The following is a 17,968-nucleotide window of genomic DNA, read 5'->3' on the forward strand; positions in this document are numbered from 1 at the left end:
TAACGGAACCCTATCCGGCATTTTCCAAATAGTTTTGGCATTCGGCGGGCTGGATGGTTTCGACCAGCCTGCCGATATGACGCCATGTGTCTTCGATGGTGCGCTTTTGTGCATTTCTCATCCAATGCTTGATCTTGGAAAAGGCTTGTTCGATCGGATTGAGGTCCGGCGAATAGGGCGGAAGGAACCAGAGCCGCGCACCGGCGGCTTTGATCAATTGACGGATGGTTGCCGACTTATGGCTGCCGAGATTGTCCATGACGACGATGTCGCCTGGCTTGAGCACCGGGACCAACTGCTGCTCGACATAGGCGCGAAAACATGGCCGTTAATCGGTCCGTCGAAGACACAGGGGGGCTGTAAGCTGATCGTTTCTCAAAGCGCCCAGGAATGTCAGCGTGCGCCAGTGGCCATGCGGTGCAAATGCCCGCAGTCGCTTGCCTTTAGGGCCCCAGCCCCTGATCGGCGACATGTTGGTCTTGATCCAGGTCTCATCAATGAAGACCAGCCGTTCGCGATCGAGATGATTTTGCAGGGTCTTCCACCGCTGTTTTTTGCGAGCGACGTCGGCACGAGCTTGCTCAGGGCGAACAGCGTTTTTTTAAAAGCGTAGCCCTTCACTGCGAATGAATTCCCAGATCGTATTGTGCGAGACGGAAATACCCCGCTCGGTCAATGCCGCCTTCAGGCCATGCAGTGTCAGGTGGGGGGTCTCGGCGAGCCGTTGCACAATGACATCACGATGCGGTTCGAGTATCCGCTTGCGGTGTCCGCCCGTCTTGCCTGGATGAACCGATCCGGTCGCACGATGGCGCTGGGACCATTTTACAACTGAAGACGCGGCAATTTCAAACCTCGTCGCCACTGAACGAATGCTTTTGCCACTCAGTACGGCGGCAACAACGCGTTCTCGAAGATCATTCGATATCGGTGCGGTCATCAGACGCTGGCCTCCATCCAGCCAGCAACAATGAATCAGAACAAAACTGATTTGGGAAGCGCATTCGATTCAGTGAAAAACGGAAACGCTCTATATTATCGAGCTGCGGGAAAAATAGCTGGGTGCTATCAAGTGCAGCACTCGGTCGGCGTCTGACTTAGTGAAGTCCAGGAATTGCAGCAACCAGACTGCGAGTGTAGGCATTGGCCGGGTTGCCGAAAATTCGGCTCGGCGGACCAGATTCCACGACTGTACCGCGATGCATGACTAAAACATCATCGCAAATTTGGCTGGCAACCCGCAAGTCGTGCGTGATGAAGATAATCGCAAGGTCACGATCCTTCTGCACTTTTTGCAATAATTCAAGAATCTGGGCCTGTATCGAGACGTCGAGGGCAGAAACCGCTTCGTCGGCAATCAGAATTTCGGGGGCGAGCATAAGGGCGCGTGCAATGCCGACGCGTTGTCTCTGCCCGCCTGAAAACTCGTGCGGAAATCGTTCCATGGCGCCGCGATCAAGACCGACCAGTTCGAGTGTTTCCAGTGCACGCTTGCGAACCTCTTTGGGTTCTTGCCCATGGGTGATCGGCCCCACCGTCAGGGACATACCGATCGTATGGCGCGGATTGAGGGAAGCGAAGGGGTCTTGAAACACCATTTGGATGCGGGGGCGAAGCGGACGAAACTCCGCTTCCGATAGTGGAGCAATATCTTTCGACTCGAAGAAAATGTTTCCGGAATCGACGTCCGTCAGTTTCATGAGGACTCGTCCGAGAGAGCTTTTTCCCGAGCCGCTTTCGCCAACGACACCCAGAGTTTTTCCGCGCTTTAAAGTGAAACTCACTTCTTGAAGCGCTGGGACAACACGCTTTCGGCCAAACATGCCTGAACCAACGTGATAGGTCTTCGTCAGTTTGGATGCTTCAAGTATGATATCTGATTGTTCGGCGGCTGTTCTATCGTCCTCGCGCATATGAGGAATGGCTGCGATGAGACGTTGGGTGTAAGGGTGCTTCGGGTTCACGAGCACGTCTGCGGCAGAACCTTGTTCAACCAGATTGCCCTTCTCCATCACGATCACGCTGTCGGCGATTTCAGAAACCACGCCGAAGTCGTGCGTGATAAACATGACACTCATGCCTTTACGCTTTTGAATCTTGCGTATGAGGTCCAAAATCTGCGCTTGCGTCGTAACATCGAGTGCTGTCGTGGGTTCGTCAGCGATCAGGACATCGGGGTCGAGCGCCAAAGCCATTGCGATCATGACACGCTGACGCTGTCCGCCTGACAGTCGGAATGGATATTGATGTTGAATGACTTCCGGTTCAGGCAGTCCAACTTCGGTCAGAAGTTCCACAATTTTGGCCTTGCGTTTCGCAGCATCACCATAGTCATGGGCGACGAGAACTTCCTCGATCTGGTCGCGAATAGTCATCAATGGGTTGAGGGACGACAAAGGATCCTGAAATATGATCGATACAGATTTTCCACGCAGAAGCCTGCGCTGACGCTCAGGCATATTGAGGAGGTCCGAACCCTTGAAGTCGATTTCGCCTCCTGATATTTGCATGGTGGATGGTAACAGCCCCATGATCGTATTTGCTGTGACTGACTTACCAGAACCAGATTCACCAATGATGCATAGGATTTCACCAGCCCGGAGCTGGAAGGAAACATTGCGGACTGCGAATTGTCTGTCCATGCCCCTGGGCAGCCCAATGCTCAAGTTACGCACTGATAAAATAGCATCGACCGACGTGCTGTTGTCCGTGGCTGAAACTGTGCTCTGCATCATGGTTGTTCCCGAAAATCAGTTGTGGTGGTGAGGGCTTGGAAGTCTCATTTTGTTGGGATGCTCTGCATCCTGGAGAGAGCCGCAAACTCTGCGGCCCTCGCTTCTCGGATGCTGTTAGCCCTGAATATAGACCAGATGAGTTTCGGTGAATTCATACAGCCCATGCTTGCCGTCGGCGCCACCAATGCCGGATTTGCGGCGACCCGCGTGAAAGCCCTGCATCGCTTCAAAGTTTTCGCGATTGATATAAGTTTCACCGAATTTGAGTTCACGGCAGGCCTTCATCGCTGCATTGAGATTGGATGTGTAGATGGACGAAGTCAGGCCATAGTCGGAGTCATTGGCAAGCGCGATTGCTTCATCGAGACTGTCGACGATCTGGATTGGCAGCACGGGGCCAAACGTCTCTTTTCGCATGATGTCCATGTGGGACTGTGCGTTAACGATCAGTGTCGGTTCGTAATGGAAGCCCGACGGGCGGTCTGCAATCTTGCCGCCAGTGACAATTTTCGCGCCATCAGCTACCGCTGTTTCGACGGCTCGGGAAACCTTGTCGAGACCGGCCTGATTGATCAGTGGACCCATCTCTAGGTCGGTTTCTTGTGATGGGTCGCCATATCGGGTTGCTTCAAAGAGAGCTTTGAGCTTTTCCACCAGCGAGTCGTGAACCGGACGCTCCACATAGACCCGCTCGGCACAGTTGCAAACCTGTCCGGTATTGATGACACGTGAATCGTAGATGGCTTTGGCGGCAAGATCGAGATTGGCATCGGCCAGAACAATCGCCGGTGCTTTGCCACCCAGTTCGAGATTAATGCGTGTCAGATTTTTCCCTGCGGCCTGCATGATGTGCGAACCGGTCGCAACGCTGCCGGTAAAGGTGATCAGATTCACGTCCGGGTGATTGACGAGCGCTTCGCCGGAGGATGCGCCGCGACCGCCAACCAAGTTGAACACTCCCGCGGGCAGATCGGTTTCGGCCACGAGCTGCGCAAAGATGAAAGCGTTGATGGGCGTTTCTTCGCTGGGCTTGATGACAATCGTATTGCCCGTAATGAGCGCGGGAGCGAGCTTGCGCGCGATGAGGAAGAACGGGAAGTTCCAGGGTAAGATTCCCACAACCACGCCGATTGGCTTGCGCAGCAAAAGCATTGTCTCGTTCGGGCGATCACTGGTCAGGATTTCGCCTTCGAGGCGGCGTGCCCACTCTGCCATATAGTCGATATAGTCGGCGGTAAAGTCAACTTCGACTTGGGCGAGGCCAGCCGTTTTACCTTGTTCCTTGATGATGACAGCTGCAAGCTCGATGCGATGTTGCCGAATCTTCCCCGAAATCTGGCGCAAGTACTGAGCGCGCTCGACAGCGGGACGTTTCTCCCAGGCCGTCAACGCCTTTCGAGCCGCTTTGACAGCGTGATAGACATCCGCTTCCGATGAATCCGGAACGCGCCCCAACAGGTCGCCTGTCGCGGGATTGAACACATCGATGTAATTGTCGGCGATGCCAGTAAAGGCACCATCGACATAGTTTTGATAATCGATGGGCTGCGAGGAAAAATTTGCAGAAACAGATCGCTTGGATGCCATAATTGAACTCCTCCGGATGATTAGTCTTTTGCCTGGCCGTTTTTTTTAGTGACACTGCTTTGAGTTCCGGCAGACCTTCGCAGGTCTGCCGGGACTCAAAACTCACAGGTCAGGGCTTGGGAACGACGGTTGCCACCTTACGCAGAGGGGTGAGCACGTCGAGCGTTATGGCTACACCTTTGGCGATGCGCACGATCGCGCCTTTTGAAACCTTAACCGGTTCAGAACCGTCGAGACTGCACATGGCTTCGCCTTCGATGATGACGAAAGTTTCATCAAGATCACGCGCTGGATAGGTGTAAAGGCCGGGTTCCGCCTTCCATACAGCGACCTTGGTGCCGTTTTCGATATCGTCTTCCCAGATCATACGCGCATCGGAACCGCTATCGCGACCTTCCGCAGGGCGGCTCGGTTTGAAATCGATGTCATCGGCGGTGTGGTAGATTGTAAGGCTCATAAATCCAGTCCTTTGGTTGATTGATTGTTGAAAGTGTCTCAGCCCTGGTCGGAACGCGCATCGAGCGCGTCTCGCAGCCCGTCGCCAACAAAGTTGAAACCGGCAACGGCGACAGTGATGGCTACACCTGGCACGATCGCGAGCCACGGCGCCGAGGTAAGGTACTGCTGTGCGCCATTGAGCATGTTGCCCCAGCTTGGAAGGGGAGGCTGAATGCCATAACCAAGAAAGCTAATATAGGCTTCCAGAAGGATTGCCCGCGCAATGGTAAGTGTTGCCGCTACGATGATTGGTCCGACGATGTTCGGCAGAATTTCCCGAAACATGATCCAGCGTCCACGCAGCCCTAGCATTTTGGCCGCGAGAATGAAGTCGCGATCACGTAGGGAGCGCGTTTCTGCTTCCACGATACGCGCAACTTCCATCCAGCTGGTTACTGCGATGATGACGGTGATCATCAGTGGGCTCGGCTTGACGAACGCAGCGAGAGCCAGCAGCAGAAATATGGAAGGGAAGGACAAGAAAGCATCGACGATGCGCATTAATGCCGTTCCCAAAAACCGTCCATAATAGCCCGAAACGACGCCGACCACGGCTCCGATACAGGTCGAGAGTACCATTGCCGAAAACCCGACCAGCAACGATATTCGTCCCGCCTGAAATAGTCGTGCAGCTATATCTCGCCCCAGAGGGTCTGTTCCGAAAATATGTGCACCTGTACCGGGCGGGGCGAAGCGCGCTCTCAAGTCAATGTAAAGTTCGTCGAACGGTAACAGATAAGGCCCGATGACGCACGCAAGCGTGAGCAGCAAGATCATGCCAAGGCCCACGAGAGCCAATCTGTTCTTCATAAACCGGCGAACCACGCGGCTTTTCCACCAGCGAGGATGATCGAGACTGGGAATGGCTTGTGCGGATGTGTTCATTGTGTTTCCTCAATCCAGTCTGACGCGCGGGTCGACAAAGGCCACGAGCAGATCGGCGAAGAAGTTGCCGATCAGAACGAGAACGGCTGAAAACATCAGCAAGCCCATCACGACCGGGTAGTCGTTGTATCCAAGGCTATCGAGGAAAAGACGCCCCATACCCGGCCATGTGAACACGGTTTCGGTGACCAGTGCGCCACCCAGAATGGTTGGCAATTGAACACCAGCAAGGGTGATCATGGGAACCATGGCATTGCCGAGTACATGTTTGATCAGGATGCGTCGGGAAGTCAGGCCCTTGGCTTTCGCGGTGCGAATGAAGTCCTGGTGGATGACGTCCAGCGTGGCGCTGCGCATATAGCGGCTCCAAATCGCCACATTGACGAGCGCCAATACCAAACTGGGCAAGATCAGATGCTTTACATAGTCGAGAAACGATCCGTCACCGATAGTGAACATGTTGCCCGCCGGCAGCCATTGCAGTTTCAGCGAGAAAATATAAATAGCCACAAGACCAAACCAGAAAGTCGGAATCGACAGGGCAATCATCGCCGCAATAGTTGCAATGTAGTCGAAGACCGAGCCGCGCTTCAGTGCCGTGTGAATGCCCAGCCATGTTCCAATCAGAATGGAAAGAAGAGTCGACCCACCCATCAGCAGCAAAGTTGCCCAAAGGTGCTCGGTTATGATCTGAAGCACCGGTCGGCCATCGCGATAAGAACTGCCCCAATCACCCTGCAAAAGTCTCCACAGCCAGTCTAGGTACTGAACGGGAAGAGGGCGGTTTAGTCCCATCTGTTCTGCAATTCTGTCCAGAGCTTCCTTGGTCATGCCGGGTGTCAGCGTGTATTGTGACAGGGGACCACCGGGTGCAAGATTAAGCACCGTAAAGCCGATGACAGAAACGATGACGAGCAGTATCAAGCTCTGCCAGAGTCGTCGTAGAGTGTAAAAAAACATAGATACCTCCGCCGGAAGCGGGCGAATTATCCGGCACGTCGACTAATAGGTCGGGGGGCGGGCCGGGTCGCGTGGTGTTATTCTTGCCGGAGCATGAACACACGATGCGTTCATGCTCCGAGGCAATGAAGGCGCGGCGAGAAGGATCAGGCCCAGCGCCAGCTGCGGATGTTCCAGGTGTCAATGCGATTATTGATGTTGCCCTGGAAACCTTCCATGCCAGCCTTACGTCCGCGAACGGTTGCATATTGGAACATCGGCAGCATCGGGAGGTCCTTGCGGATCAGTTGCTGGATTTTCAGATAGACCGCCCGGCGCTCTTCTGGGACAAACAGTTGTCCGCCTTTGTCGAGCAAGGCGTCAACTTCACTGTTGGAATAGACCCAAGTGTTCTGACCCGTACCGCCTTTTGCTGGCGAGGCTGTGGATCGGAAAAAGTCAGAGCAGTCCGGATCTGGCCCTGTTAGTGGTGTTAGTCCCACCAGCACGGAATCGAATTTCGACATCATCCAGTATTCGCCCCACATGACAGCTGGGGGCAGATTGCTGATGCTCATATCAATGCCGATTTCCCGGAACGATTGCTGAATGAACTGCTGAGCCTGCTCACGGAGATGATTGCCGGATGTGGTCGAATTGCTGAATGCCAAGCGTACTCCGTCTTTTTCGCGGATACCGTCTGCACCTGGCTTCCAACCGGCCTGGTCGAGCAATTCCTTGGCTTTGTCTATATTGTATTCATGCGCGGGGAGATCGCCATTGTAGTAATAGGATTCCTTGGGCATGTAGGACTCGGTGACCTGGGGCAAACCGTAATAAAGCGCATCGATGATGGATGTCTTGTCGAGGGCGAAATACATGGCCTCGCGAACGGCGGCATCTTTAAAAAACGGCCGGTCCATGTTAAGGGTCAGCGACTCGATGACAGCTGTTCCGAATATTTCGACATTTTTACCCGGCAGATCTTTTGCTTCTGCATAATGATCGGGTGTGATCCACTGTAGTCCTGCAACGTCGATATCACCGGTCTTGAACTGAGTATACAGAACGGTCAGGTCGGGAATGTACTTGATGATGACTCGCTCCAAATATGGACCATCACCAAAATAGTCGGCATTGGCTTCTAGTTCGATATTGTCGCCAGCAACGCGGTTTTTCCATTTGAATGCGCCTGTGCCGATGGGCGCGTTGTTAAATGGAGCGGTGTTCTTGTCCACGACCCCGTCAAACGCATGCTTGGGAACGATGAAGGTCGATGCCAGAATTGCTGCATAGGGCGCGAGAGGCTTCTCCATGCGCCAGGTAATTTCGGTTGGCGATACAACGGTAAGATCACGGATCAGTTCGTGTCCGGTACGGCGCCAGCTGCGGAAATCCTTATCCGTCAACAGTTCGAGGGTGAACTTCACATCTTCTGCAGTAAAGGGCTTGCCATCGTGCCATTTGACGTCATCACGAAGCGTGACTTTCCAGTTCAGGCCATCCGCTGAAATGCCGCCGTTTTCAACGGTCGGAACTTCCTTCGCCAGAAGCGGGTAAAATTTGCCCTCGGCGTCCACGTCGAAGAGAGCGTCAAAGACTGCAAAATGCACACCTTCATCTACTTCCACGTGAAGAAGATGTGGATTGAAGACCGTTGGCTCTTGAGAAAACCCGACGACTATCTGTCCTTTTCGGGCTTCTTGCGCCAGCGCTTTGCTGCCAAAGAGGCCGGGGGTCGCAACTGTCGCCAGTCCCGCTGCACCCAGCATCATCAGTGCTTGGCGCCGGGTCGGCCGGGTAAAACTGTTATTGTTTTCTGACATTTAATTTCCCCTTGTTTCGCCGTTCTGCCGTTATTCTGGCGGTTTCGGCATGGTTTTCACTTGACCGTCCCTGCCCAACGGTCGGCATTCACACTCAAAATCCACTGATGAGTTCGATCTTCGAACCGTCCGAGAACCGACTGAAGCGGAAGTCTTTGGCATCGACCAGATGAGGACGACCGAGCACCATGTCGGCCATCAGTTTTCCGGCCGCGGGTCCAATTCCAAAGCCGTGTCCCGAAAATCCGGTTGCGATGAAGAAGCCCGGAATCTGTTCCAGCGGAGAAATGACAGGTACAGCGTCGGGCGTGACGTCCATATATCCGGCCCAGCGTTGGGCGATCTCAGCCTTTTCGAATGCCGGGAATGCCTTTTTGACGTGGGACAGCGCATTGTCGGAAAGGCGCTGGTTGGGTTTTGGATCAAGCACGCGATTGTATTCGAACGGACTTGGCTCATCCAAAGCCCATTTGTTGGGGAGCCGCGCCTCGTCGAGGAACCGGTAACCGAGGCGAAGATTGAGCGAGCGCCATTCCTTCTTGAGTGCCGGAAGAAAATCCAAAGCGTATCGAAAGGATTTTGGCACGATGGGAACGACGTTTTCATGGCCCGAAGCAATGGTGTAGCCTCCGTCCTGGCGTTTACGTAACGCAAAGTGGCTGGACCAGATGGCTTGCTCGGGTCCACCTTCGATCGGCTTGGTGCGCAGGACCGAATTCATGACTTTGAGCTGCGGCAGGCTGATGCCTTTGTTGCAAAGGAAAAGATTGGACCAAGCGCCGCCGGCAAGAACAACGGCCTGACACTTGATGTAGCCGCGTTCGGTAACAACGCCGCAGATTTTGCCACCGGCGGTGTCGATGCCTCGCACGGCGCATTCGGTCATGACGTGCGCACCGCGATCACGTGCAGCTTCCGCTATCGCGGGCGCTGCCCTTTGCGGTTCAGCTCGACCATCGGCTGCCGTATAGAGCGCACCTTTGATGGAAAGCTTCGAGCCGGGGAACATCCGATCGAATTCCTGGCGTGAGATCATGCGCGATTCAAGTTGATAGCCCTGCAGATTCTCATTCCAGCGTTCGTGCTGGGCGTAATCCTGGTCGGTTGCACAGGTAAAAACGATACCGGCACGCTTGTAACCGGTATCACGTTGGATACGTTTATCGAGCGTTTGCCAGATGCGGATGGCCTCTGCCATCAGTGGCACTTCACGCGGATCACGTCGCGATATGCGTACCCACCCCCAGTTGCGGCTTGATTGTTCGTGGCCGATGCCACCCTTTTCGCAAAGTGCGACACGCAGTCCGCTGTCGACAAGTTCAAGCGCGGTGGAAGCGCCTATAATGCCACCGCCGATGACAACGACATCGACTTCCGAAGGAAGTTCGGTATCTCCATGAAATGGAACAACAAAGGGTCCCGGCATCTGAAAACTCTCTTATGTGGGCTGTCAAATCGAACGTGGCCAATGTGCTTCTTTCTATGCACGAGCCGGTTCGTCGTTCGAGTGCGTTAAAGTGCTGTCACTTCCAATTCTCGCGCAGCCGAATGTAGGCGCGCTTGAGGATGTCCATTAGGATCTTCTGCTCGTTTTCGGGAATGATCTTGAAGAAATCTTCCGACTGCTGTGTAACGATGGTGCGCACTTTTTGCGCAAGCGCAGCACCTTTTTCAGTCGCGTAAAGTTCTTGTGCACGGCTGTCTTCTTGCGATGTTCTTCGCTCGATCAAACCCTGCTTTTCGAAATGATCAAGAATGCGCCCCATAGCGGAACGATCTTTCATCGCAAGTTCGGCTACGACAGAGGGGCGAATGCCGGGGTGACTGTCTATAAGAAAAAGTGCCGTTATTTTCCCTTTCCCTTTCGCAACCTCTAGTTTTTCAAGGCGTTCGTCAAGATCACGTGAAACAGAAGAATCTATAACGCGAATATAAAAGCTCAGAGTATTCTCCAGAACATCGATATCAACGTGGTCTATTTCGGTTGGAGGCGCGATAACTCCTTTTGAGGTAGCCTTTTTTGCCACTCAATTCCCCAATTCTATTAATTTTCTATAGATGTTCCATTCAGTTTCCACCAGCTAATTACATTTAGTGGATAAATGCAACTATTATAATGGACAAACACAACTATTTTTTTAAGAGTGGAGCGAGCACATAAGTTCGGAAGTGCCGTTGCGGGCCAGGCTATGTCGGTCTTGCGGCGGAATGTAAGGCTAAAAATCGCGACGAGGGGTCGCTGGAAATAACCAATAATCATCGGATCTGCCGAAGCAGGTTCTTGAAGGGCCGGTGCAGGCCGGATGGGAAACGCAATGGGTAAATTCTCGCCATTTGATACCACACTTTGGTTCGCTACAGCGGCAAGCGCTCCAACAACACAACGCTTACAAGAGCAGATTCAAGCCGATGTTTGTATTGTCGGTGCCGGCTTCACAGGTTTAACAACAGCGCTGGAGCTAGCGCGCGAAGGTATGAGTGTTGTTTTACTTGAGGCACAAGAGGCTGGCTTTGGTGGGTCGGGGCGGAATGCAGGTCACTGTACACCGACCTTCAGTTACTACAGTCTTCCCAAGCTTCGTAAGATGCTCGGTGAACCTTGGGCTGAGCGTTTGATAGAGCGGCAAACCCGTGCCAACGATCGGGTTAAACATATGATATCACGCTATAACATCGATTGCGAGTGGGTTCAGAATGGCTACGTCATGGGGGCATTGCGGCCCGGTGCAATGGCGGGAATAGAATATAAAAATCAAATCTATTCTGAAGTCGGCGCCCAGTGCCGAGTGCTGGGCAAAGACGAGATCGAGGCTATGACGGGCAGCCCGAGATTTTATGGTGGCTGGTACCACGCAGAGGGCGGGCACATGAATCCGCTATCTTATGCGAGGGGGGTGGCGAGGGCGGTGCTACAGGAGGGCGGTGGCATTTATACAAGTTCCGCTGTCGAAAATGTCAGTCCAAAGAATGGCAAGTGGGAGGTCAAAACCGGTGGCGGGTCAGTGATGGCCGATAAGGTCATCTTCGCAACCGGTGCCTATACTGTGGGCGGGTGGAAAAACCTAGACCGCAGTTTTCGGATCATGAAGGTCTTTGTGGCAGCCACGCAACCACTTGAGCCGGAAACACGCAGACAGGTTCTGCCGAACAACACGACCATGCACGATGGGCGCGGCGATATTTATGTTTACAAATACAACCGAGAAGGGCGCATTGTTGCTTCGATGTTTCCGATGGGGAAGCGCGGTGTCGATCCTGTCTATACCCGTCAGGTCATGACCGACCGCCTCAAGTTTCTGCATCCGCAAATCAAAGAGCCAATTTGCTGGGAATATTTCTGGTTCGGTGAGCTCGATATGCAGCAGCGAACTGTTCCGCGCCTCTACGATCTTGCGCCGGGCGTTGTCGCCTGCACCGGGCTGTCAGGACGCGGCGTACCGACTGGCTCAATGCTTGGCGGCATTCTGTCCGAATGGGCCCTGGGGAAGCCGGATCGCGAGTTGTCATTGAAGCTTGAGCCGCTGCATCGGGCACCGTTTTATATGTCCTTCGCTCCCCAAATGCAGTTGCGCTATTTCCGGTTTAGCGACACGCGTGCCGCCCGCAAGGAAGGCGCGGTTCTTCCCCCTCATGCTTGAGATCAAGGAAAGTACGACATGGAAAAGAAACGAACGGTTTTGATTTCCGGAGCCAATCGCGGCATCGGCGCAGCGACGGTAAAGGCGTTTCTGGCGGCTGGCTGGAATGTGTCACTTGGTATGAGAAATCCTGAGATGCCCCAATGGGCTGATGAGACCGCAGCGCACATTCACACCTATGATGCCAGTGATCCGGAAATTGCAGATTTATGGGCCAAGTCCGCCGCTGAGCGCTTTGGACGAATAGATGCGGTCGTAGCAAATGCCGGAATTATGATACGGACATCCGTCGTTGAGGCGAGCGATCAGGATTTCTCTGCTCTAATAGACGTGAATGTCAGTGCGCCGCGACGGCTCGTTAAAGCTTGCTGGAGTGAATTGGTTAAAACAGGAACGGGAAGAGTTATTATCATTTCTTCCCTGTCAGGCAAGCGTGTGAAGTCGGCGGCCTCCGGTGCATACTCGGTTTCTAAATTTGCCGCACTTGGCTTGTCTCATGCGATACGCCATGCAGGTTTTGAACACGGGGTACGTTCGACTGCAATTTGTCCGGGACTGGTGGCGACCGACATGGGGAATGCCCTTGCAGTGAAGTCCGATGAACTAACCCGCCCGGAAGATATAGCAACTTCCATAGTGCACATCGTTGGTCTGCCAAACAGCGCAAGCGTTTCGGAGTTCTGGGTTAATTGTCTTCTTGATGAGTCTTACTGAAGATCGAATATCTAAGAAAAGAATCTATATTCACGTTCAGATAAGCTTGCTTATCTGTCCCAGTCTCACATATGGCAAAAGTGGGGTTTTGCCATATGTGGCGCTGATCGCAGAATGTCGGCTTTGCGCCCAATGTCGGACGTTCGAGCTGTCGAAAAGTTTGCTGAAAGCGGTCGTTTCTCTTTTAATATTACTAGCGACCGCGAAGGGGTGTAAAGCGGATAGTTTGCTCTTAGCAGCCTATTCGAGAAGCGGACGTCGCTTCGCGGTCGCCGCAGTTTAAGGGCATTGCTGCAATCGGTTGCGGGTCCGCCGCAAATCACATTCCGGCTGACAGCTTTGTACCCCATAGTTGCCGGACTGTAGCGGGCGAAAAGCTCGTCGATTAAGCGGATCCGATTAATACCAAATGCAGACCTTCAGTTTTGATTGGCAATTCATCCGAAGTGAGTTGGAATGCGAAGCAGAAGTGCTCATCCGCGAACGGAAATAGAAATTGGAACGAATGAACGGGTTTTTTGGCCCCGTTAACATCGCGGGTTGTCAAGGTGATTGCCATGTCCTTTTCGGCTAAAAAGGGTTTGGATGTTCAAATACCCTTCGAAAAATTAGTTGTCGCGCCGCTGAGAATGCGAGATCTGCGAATATCGGAAAAATCACACAGAATCTTAGGTGTAGTTTGTTAAATAAATATGTAGATATATTTTAGTAATACTTAAGATAAGATTTTACTTAAAGATATTAATCCGGATTATAGGATTTCAAAGGAACGAATAGATAAATAATTATTTAAATATACAATGAATAATAAGAATATAAACTATGACAGTTAACGTACTAATGCCCGTCTATAACAATAGCCGCCAAAGGCTATAGCTCTTGGATGCAGAAAAACCGCCGACTGTCATCCAGTTGACGGCTTCCTTTTTCAAAAACTCAACGAGGTTTTTTTAAGTCGATTATTTGTAAGCGGAAACCACGATTTCAATCAGCGTATCGCCACCCAGATCAGCAACGCCAACGGTTGCACGGGTTGGCAGCAGCGAAGGGTCAATCCATTCCTTCCAGACCTTATCCATTTCAGGCTTCTTGTTGAGGTCTGTTACGAAGATGGTGGCTGCCAGAAGCTTGGTCTTATCCGTGCCTGCCTGTGCCAGATAGCTGTCGAGCTTGGCGAGGATTTCGCGGGTCTGACCAGCCATATCCAGGCTTTCGTCATCACAGGTGGTTCCACCGACATAGACAATGCCGTTGTGTTCGACGACGCGATGCATGATCGGCGTCTGAATGAAACGCTCAGCCATAGTTTAATCCTTTCAGATGGTTGGAGAATTTTCCGTCTGCTCGCCGGTAACGGCGAAGACAGCATCGGGAGTTTGGGGTAGTGCTGCGATTTCGCCGAGCGGCACCGGTTTCACCGGCGCGCGTAGACGATAAAAACCGACTGTTTGAGGCGCACGTTTTTGCACCTCGGCCAGAATTTCCGTGACGGTGGAACTGCACATGCGGCCCTGACAGGGGCCCATGCCGCAGCGAAACATGGTTTTCAGCTGGTTAGGGCCGGCAATATTACAGGCTGCCGCGTCGCGGATAGCGCCTGCGGTCACTTCTTCGCAACGGCAGACAATCGTTTCCCGATCCGTTGGTGCGCGAAATGCCTGTGCAGGCAGATAAAGCGCGTCGATAAAGGCGCGCCCGCGTTCGACGCGTCGCGCCTGCGCCTGCAGCTTTACGATTTTTGACGCCAACGATGTTGCCAGTGCCGGAAAGATATCCTGACAGGACGCGAGCGCAGCGATACGCCCGCTCTGCTCGGCAACCAATGCACCGCCAATGCCGCTGCCGTCACCAGCAATGTAGATGGCCGGTATGGACGAACGCCCGTTGCCGTCAAGTTGCGGTTGAAAACATTTCTGACCGTCGTTCCAAACCAGAGCGCAGCCGGATGCATTGGCGAGATTGTTGTTGGGGATCACACCCTGATGCAGGAAGACGCTATCGACAGCAAGCCTGTGTGTCTTGCCTTTTGCCGAAAAGCAGATCGCTTCTGCTTCGTTTTTTCCTTCAATGGCGATGTCTGTCACACCGGAATAGACCGGCACCGACTTACGCACCTTCACAAGCAGGGAAAGCCCCTTAAAAGCATAGGGCGAGAAAAGGAATGAAGGCAGGTTCGGTGCAGCTTTCACGTAATTTGCACCGGGCGTCGTATCGAGCAATGCTGCAACTTTGCCACCCGCCTGCAACAGCTGCGCGGCGAACATGTAGAGCAGCGGGCCTGTTCCTGCCAAAACCACACTTCCTTTGGGCAAGAGGCCGGAAGCCTTCAACGCAATCTGTGCTGCGCCGACGGTCATAACACCCGGCAATGTCCAGCCCCCTGACAGGCATCGGACGCTCCATGGCGCCGGTCGCGAAGATCACGCGGCGCGCTGAAACAATCCCGCTCTTGCCGCTTACCGATACGCGCAGATCAACGCCGTTGTTGTCGCCATCCTGTGGTTCCACACTCCAGACGAGGGCCTGCGGCACATAGGTGGCCTTGCTGGCGATGAGTGCTTTTAGGACTTCTTTGCCCCGCCAGTAGTCGGTGCCGAGAAACGGCCTGCGAGCAGTCGTATTGTGTTCAATGCCACGGTAAATCTGGCCGCCTGCGGCTGGGTTTTCGTCGAACAGAACCACGTTAGCGCCAGCGGCGCATGCCTCTGCGGCGGCCGACATGCCTGCTGGCCCCGCGCCGATAATGGCAAGGTCGTAAAACGCGTCGAGCGCATGAATATCGGAAACTCTTTTGAGCATCGTTGTCATGGTTCCACCCGACGCGCGCCGGACTGGGAAGAAATGACCATTCCATTGGCCACAGGCGTCATACACGCCTGGCGGTTCTGCACACCATCAATGGTGACCAGACATTCAAAACAGATGCCCATCAGACAATAGGGGGCTCGCGGCTGATCACCAACAACGCTGTTTCTAAGCCGGTTGATACCCTCTCCAAGCAGCGCTGCGGCGACAGTTACATTGGCAGGTACCGTCAAGGTGCGCGCATCGAATGTAATCGTCACGGTTTCCTCTGGTGTCTCAGTTTTAAGAAACATTTTAGGAGACATGAAACCTCCGGCCGGAGAACGCATCACCAGCAAGTTGTTTGGCATCGGCTGCTATTTCCTTCGCCACGATCAAGGCGTGGTTGGCCGCAAGCGTGACGCCGGAATGGCACATGACGGCATAAGCGCCCGGGTGGCTTTCGGATTGTTCGTAAATCGGCAGGCCGTCCGGTGTCTTGACCCGAAACCCGGCCCAACTGCGAATGACATTGACATCGGCCAGATGCGGGAATGTCCGCACTGCCCTGTTGGCCAGAACCGCGCTGATATCCTGATTGGTGGCGATACGGTCCGTGTGGGTTTCCTGACTATCGCCGATCATCACGCCTCCTTCATCCGCCTGCCGCAGCGTGGCCGCTGTATAGGGGAAGAAGGGCGCGCATTTCTCCGTTACAAGAATTTGGCCTTTGCTGCGCACGACCGGCGCTTCAAGACCGACACTCCTGGCAAGCTCTGCATTGCCGTTGCCCGCAGCCAGAATGACGCGTTCGGCAAAGACCTCGCCCCATGCACCGCTTAACAGAAAACCGCCGTTTTGCGGGGTGATGGACGAGACTTCACAATGCGGTTCATAGGAAGCGCCGAGTTTGATCATGCCCGTATGCAAAGCGCGAAACAGGCGCAACGAATTTACATCGCCGTCCATCGGCGAATAGATCGAGCCGATCACATCCCGCCCGATGGAGGGCACCATTCTGGCCGTTTCCTGATGGTCGAGCACGACATGTTCCGAAGCGTCATTGCCAAGTTCCCGCGCCACTGTCGCGACGTCTTCCGCAAACATTGCAAGCTCACGCTCGTCGAGGCAAAAGGTGAAAGCGCCGGTCTGTCTGAGTGCGACATCAAGACCGGTCACATCCCGCAACTCGTCTGCGAAAGCGGGCCACAGGCGCGCAGATTGCATTGTCCAACGGGCATAGTGTGGTGCGCCTACGCCTTTGCCCTGTACCCAGATGAGTGCGAAATTGGCACGGGATGCGCGCAGGGACAGGTCTTCTCCATCAAGAAGCATTGGACGCAGACCGGATCGGGCGAGACCCCAGGCGATGGCAGAGCCCACCAGTCCCGCTCCGATAATGACTATGTTCTGATCCGGCAATCTGCGCATTCGTAAATTCATTCTGTTGTCACAGTGTCGTCAGGGGTGGGCCTGACGGCAGTCAGGCCCATTTGCGTCGGTTCAATTTTGTGGGCTGACGTCCACCTTGAACCACTTCTCGGAAAGCTTTTTTCACCGTGCCGTCGGCAATCGCTGCCTGAATGGCTGTATCGAAGCGACCCTTCAGGGCGGTATCTTCCTTCCGCAGGCCGACGCCGATCATGCCGAAGACCTTGCCGGAAAACAGCGGCCCGGCCAGCTTCGCGCCCTTCATGTCGTCCTTTTCGAGAGCCGCAGCCAGAACTGTAGCATTGGCGACAACCGCATCCACACGACCGCTGGTCAGGTCGAAATTGTGTTCCTCCGCGGTTTTATACTCGCGTACATCCGCACCATCCTTGAAATACTGTTCCATGAAGGCGGAAGCGGTTGTGGAACCCTGAACGCCGACGGTCTTGCCGTTGATTTTCTTGGCAATTTCTTCGAGCACCGGCTTGGCCGCATCGGAATCGACATTCAGCGGCTTGCCGCCTTCCGGCAGATCGGCGAGGTCGCTGTCATCCATGACTGCAAAGGAATTGATGGCTGCCGCATAAGGCGACGAAAACGCGATCACCTCCTCACGCTTCGGCGTGATGCTCATGCCCGCCATGATGGCGTCATACTTGCCGGCGGTCAGCGACGGAATGATGCCGTCCCAGTTCTGCGCGGTGATTTCGCATTTCGCTTTCAGGCGCTCGCAAAGGTCTTTGGCGAGATCGATCTCGAAGCCTTCCAGCACACCGTTCGGGCCGGAAAAATTCCACGGCGCATAAGCACCTTCGGTAGCGATGCGCACGACATCTTCGGCATGCGCGGTCGGGGCAACGGCGAGAACGCCGAGGACAGAAAGGACGATTTTCAGTTTCATATGTTCACCTCTGTTAGAAAGCCGATTGAT

The 17,968-nt window shown here is 53.9% G+C and carries 16 protein-coding genes and 2 pseudogenes; 2 read left to right on the top strand and 16 right to left on the bottom strand.

Features of this window, described 5'->3' with window-relative positions; genetic code table 11:
- Positions 1-10 precede the first annotated feature (10 nt).
- From C9380_RS28865 to C9380_RS13155, 10 genes and pseudogenes are all read right to left on the bottom strand, one after another.
- Positions 11-535, bottom strand: a pseudogene (locus C9380_RS28865) (IS630 family transposase).
- A gap of 66 nt (positions 536-601) precedes the next feature.
- Positions 602-1,009, bottom strand: a complete 408-nt coding sequence (locus C9380_RS28870) for a helix-turn-helix domain-containing protein (protein WP_374844471.1) — start codon at positions 1,007-1,009, stop codon at positions 602-604.
- 88 nt (positions 1,010-1,097) lie between these two features.
- On the bottom strand, positions 1,098-2,735 hold the full coding sequence (locus C9380_RS13120) for an ABC transporter ATP-binding protein (RefSeq protein WP_247877655.1): 1,638 nt from the start codon (positions 2,733-2,735) through the stop codon (positions 1,098-1,100).
- A 114-nt stretch (positions 2,736-2,849) separates the two neighbouring features.
- A complete protein-coding gene (gene aldA / locus C9380_RS13125; RefSeq protein WP_128093725.1) occupies positions 2,850-4,322 on the bottom strand; it encodes an aldehyde dehydrogenase in 1,473 nt (490 codons plus the stop codon).
- Between the two features lie 109 nt (positions 4,323-4,431).
- Positions 4,432-4,779, bottom strand: coding sequence for a cupin domain-containing protein (locus C9380_RS13130; RefSeq protein ID WP_100556832.1), 348 nt, complete (start codon positions 4,777-4,779; stop codon positions 4,432-4,434).
- A gap of 38 nt (positions 4,780-4,817) precedes the next feature.
- Positions 4,818-5,705: an ABC transporter permease gene (locus tag C9380_RS13135; protein WP_100556833.1), complete on the bottom strand. Its 888-nt coding sequence runs from the start codon at positions 5,703-5,705 to the stop codon at positions 4,818-4,820.
- Between the two features lie 9 nt (positions 5,706-5,714).
- Positions 5,715-6,665, bottom strand: coding sequence for an ABC transporter permease (locus C9380_RS13140; RefSeq protein ID WP_128093726.1), 951 nt, complete (start codon positions 6,663-6,665; stop codon positions 5,715-5,717).
- 146 nt (positions 6,666-6,811) lie between these two features.
- Positions 6,812-8,470, bottom strand: coding sequence for a peptide ABC transporter substrate-binding protein (locus C9380_RS13145; protein WP_128093727.1), 1,659 nt, complete (start codon positions 8,468-8,470; stop codon positions 6,812-6,814).
- A 94-nt stretch (positions 8,471-8,564) separates the two neighbouring features.
- Positions 8,565-9,896, bottom strand: coding sequence for an NAD(P)/FAD-dependent oxidoreductase (locus tag C9380_RS13150; protein ID WP_100556836.1), 1,332 nt, complete (start codon positions 9,894-9,896; stop codon positions 8,565-8,567).
- Positions 9,897-9,993: 97 nt separating this feature from the next.
- A complete protein-coding gene (locus C9380_RS13155; protein WP_245872234.1) occupies positions 9,994-10,497 on the bottom strand; it encodes a MarR family winged helix-turn-helix transcriptional regulator in 504 nt (167 codons plus the stop codon).
- A gap of 288 nt (positions 10,498-10,785) precedes the next feature.
- Here C9380_RS13155 and C9380_RS13160 point away from each other — a divergent pair, with 288 nt between their 5' ends.
- Both C9380_RS13160 and C9380_RS13165 read left to right on the top strand, forming a co-directional pair.
- Positions 10,786-12,108, top strand: a complete 1,323-nt coding sequence (locus C9380_RS13160; RefSeq protein WP_100556837.1) for an NAD(P)/FAD-dependent oxidoreductase — start codon at positions 10,786-10,788, stop codon at positions 12,106-12,108.
- 18 nt (positions 12,109-12,126) lie between these two features.
- Positions 12,127-12,822 carry an SDR family NAD(P)-dependent oxidoreductase gene (locus C9380_RS13165; RefSeq protein WP_128093728.1) on the top strand — a complete coding sequence of 232 codons (696 nt, stop codon included), beginning with the start codon at positions 12,127-12,129 and terminating at the stop codon, positions 12,820-12,822.
- 959 nt (positions 12,823-13,781) lie between these two features.
- Here the strand turns inward: C9380_RS13165 and C9380_RS13170 are convergent.
- The 6 genes and pseudogenes from C9380_RS13170 to C9380_RS13190 form a co-directional block, all read right to left on the bottom strand.
- The gene (locus C9380_RS13170; protein WP_061345658.1) at positions 13,782-14,126 is read right to left on the bottom strand and encodes a RidA family protein; all 345 of its coding nucleotides are present in this window, start codon (positions 14,124-14,126) and stop codon (positions 13,782-13,784) included.
- A gap of 12 nt (positions 14,127-14,138) precedes the next feature.
- Entirely contained in the window at positions 14,139-15,011 is an 873-nt protein-coding gene (locus tag C9380_RS27515; protein ID WP_252869816.1) for a (2Fe-2S)-binding protein, read from the bottom strand.
- Positions 14,959-15,630 (bottom strand): FAD-dependent oxidoreductase, encoded by a 672-nt coding sequence (locus C9380_RS27520; protein WP_252869781.1) that lies wholly within the window; start codon positions 15,628-15,630, stop codon positions 14,959-14,961. The genes C9380_RS27515 and C9380_RS27520 overlap by 53 nt, the downstream gene beginning before the upstream one ends.
- Positions 15,627-15,920 carry a (2Fe-2S)-binding protein gene (locus tag C9380_RS13180; protein WP_100557335.1) on the bottom strand — a complete coding sequence of 98 codons (294 nt, stop codon included), beginning with the start codon at positions 15,918-15,920 and terminating at the stop codon, positions 15,627-15,629. The genes C9380_RS27520 and C9380_RS13180 overlap by 4 nt, the downstream gene beginning before the upstream one ends.
- A 1-nt stretch (position 15,921) precedes the next feature.
- Positions 15,922-17,037: an NAD(P)/FAD-dependent oxidoreductase gene (locus tag C9380_RS13185; RefSeq protein ID WP_100557334.1), complete on the bottom strand. Its 1,116-nt coding sequence runs from the start codon at positions 17,035-17,037 to the stop codon at positions 15,922-15,924.
- Between the two features lie 72 nt (positions 17,038-17,109).
- Positions 17,110-17,938, bottom strand: a pseudogene (locus C9380_RS13190) (lysine/arginine/ornithine ABC transporter substrate-binding protein).
- Positions 17,939-17,968 lie beyond the last annotated feature (30 nt).

This window comes from Brucella pituitosa (assembly GCF_003049685.1).
In the GTDB taxonomy this organism is placed as follows: domain Bacteria; phylum Pseudomonadota; class Alphaproteobacteria; order Rhizobiales; family Rhizobiaceae; genus Brucella; species Brucella pituitosa.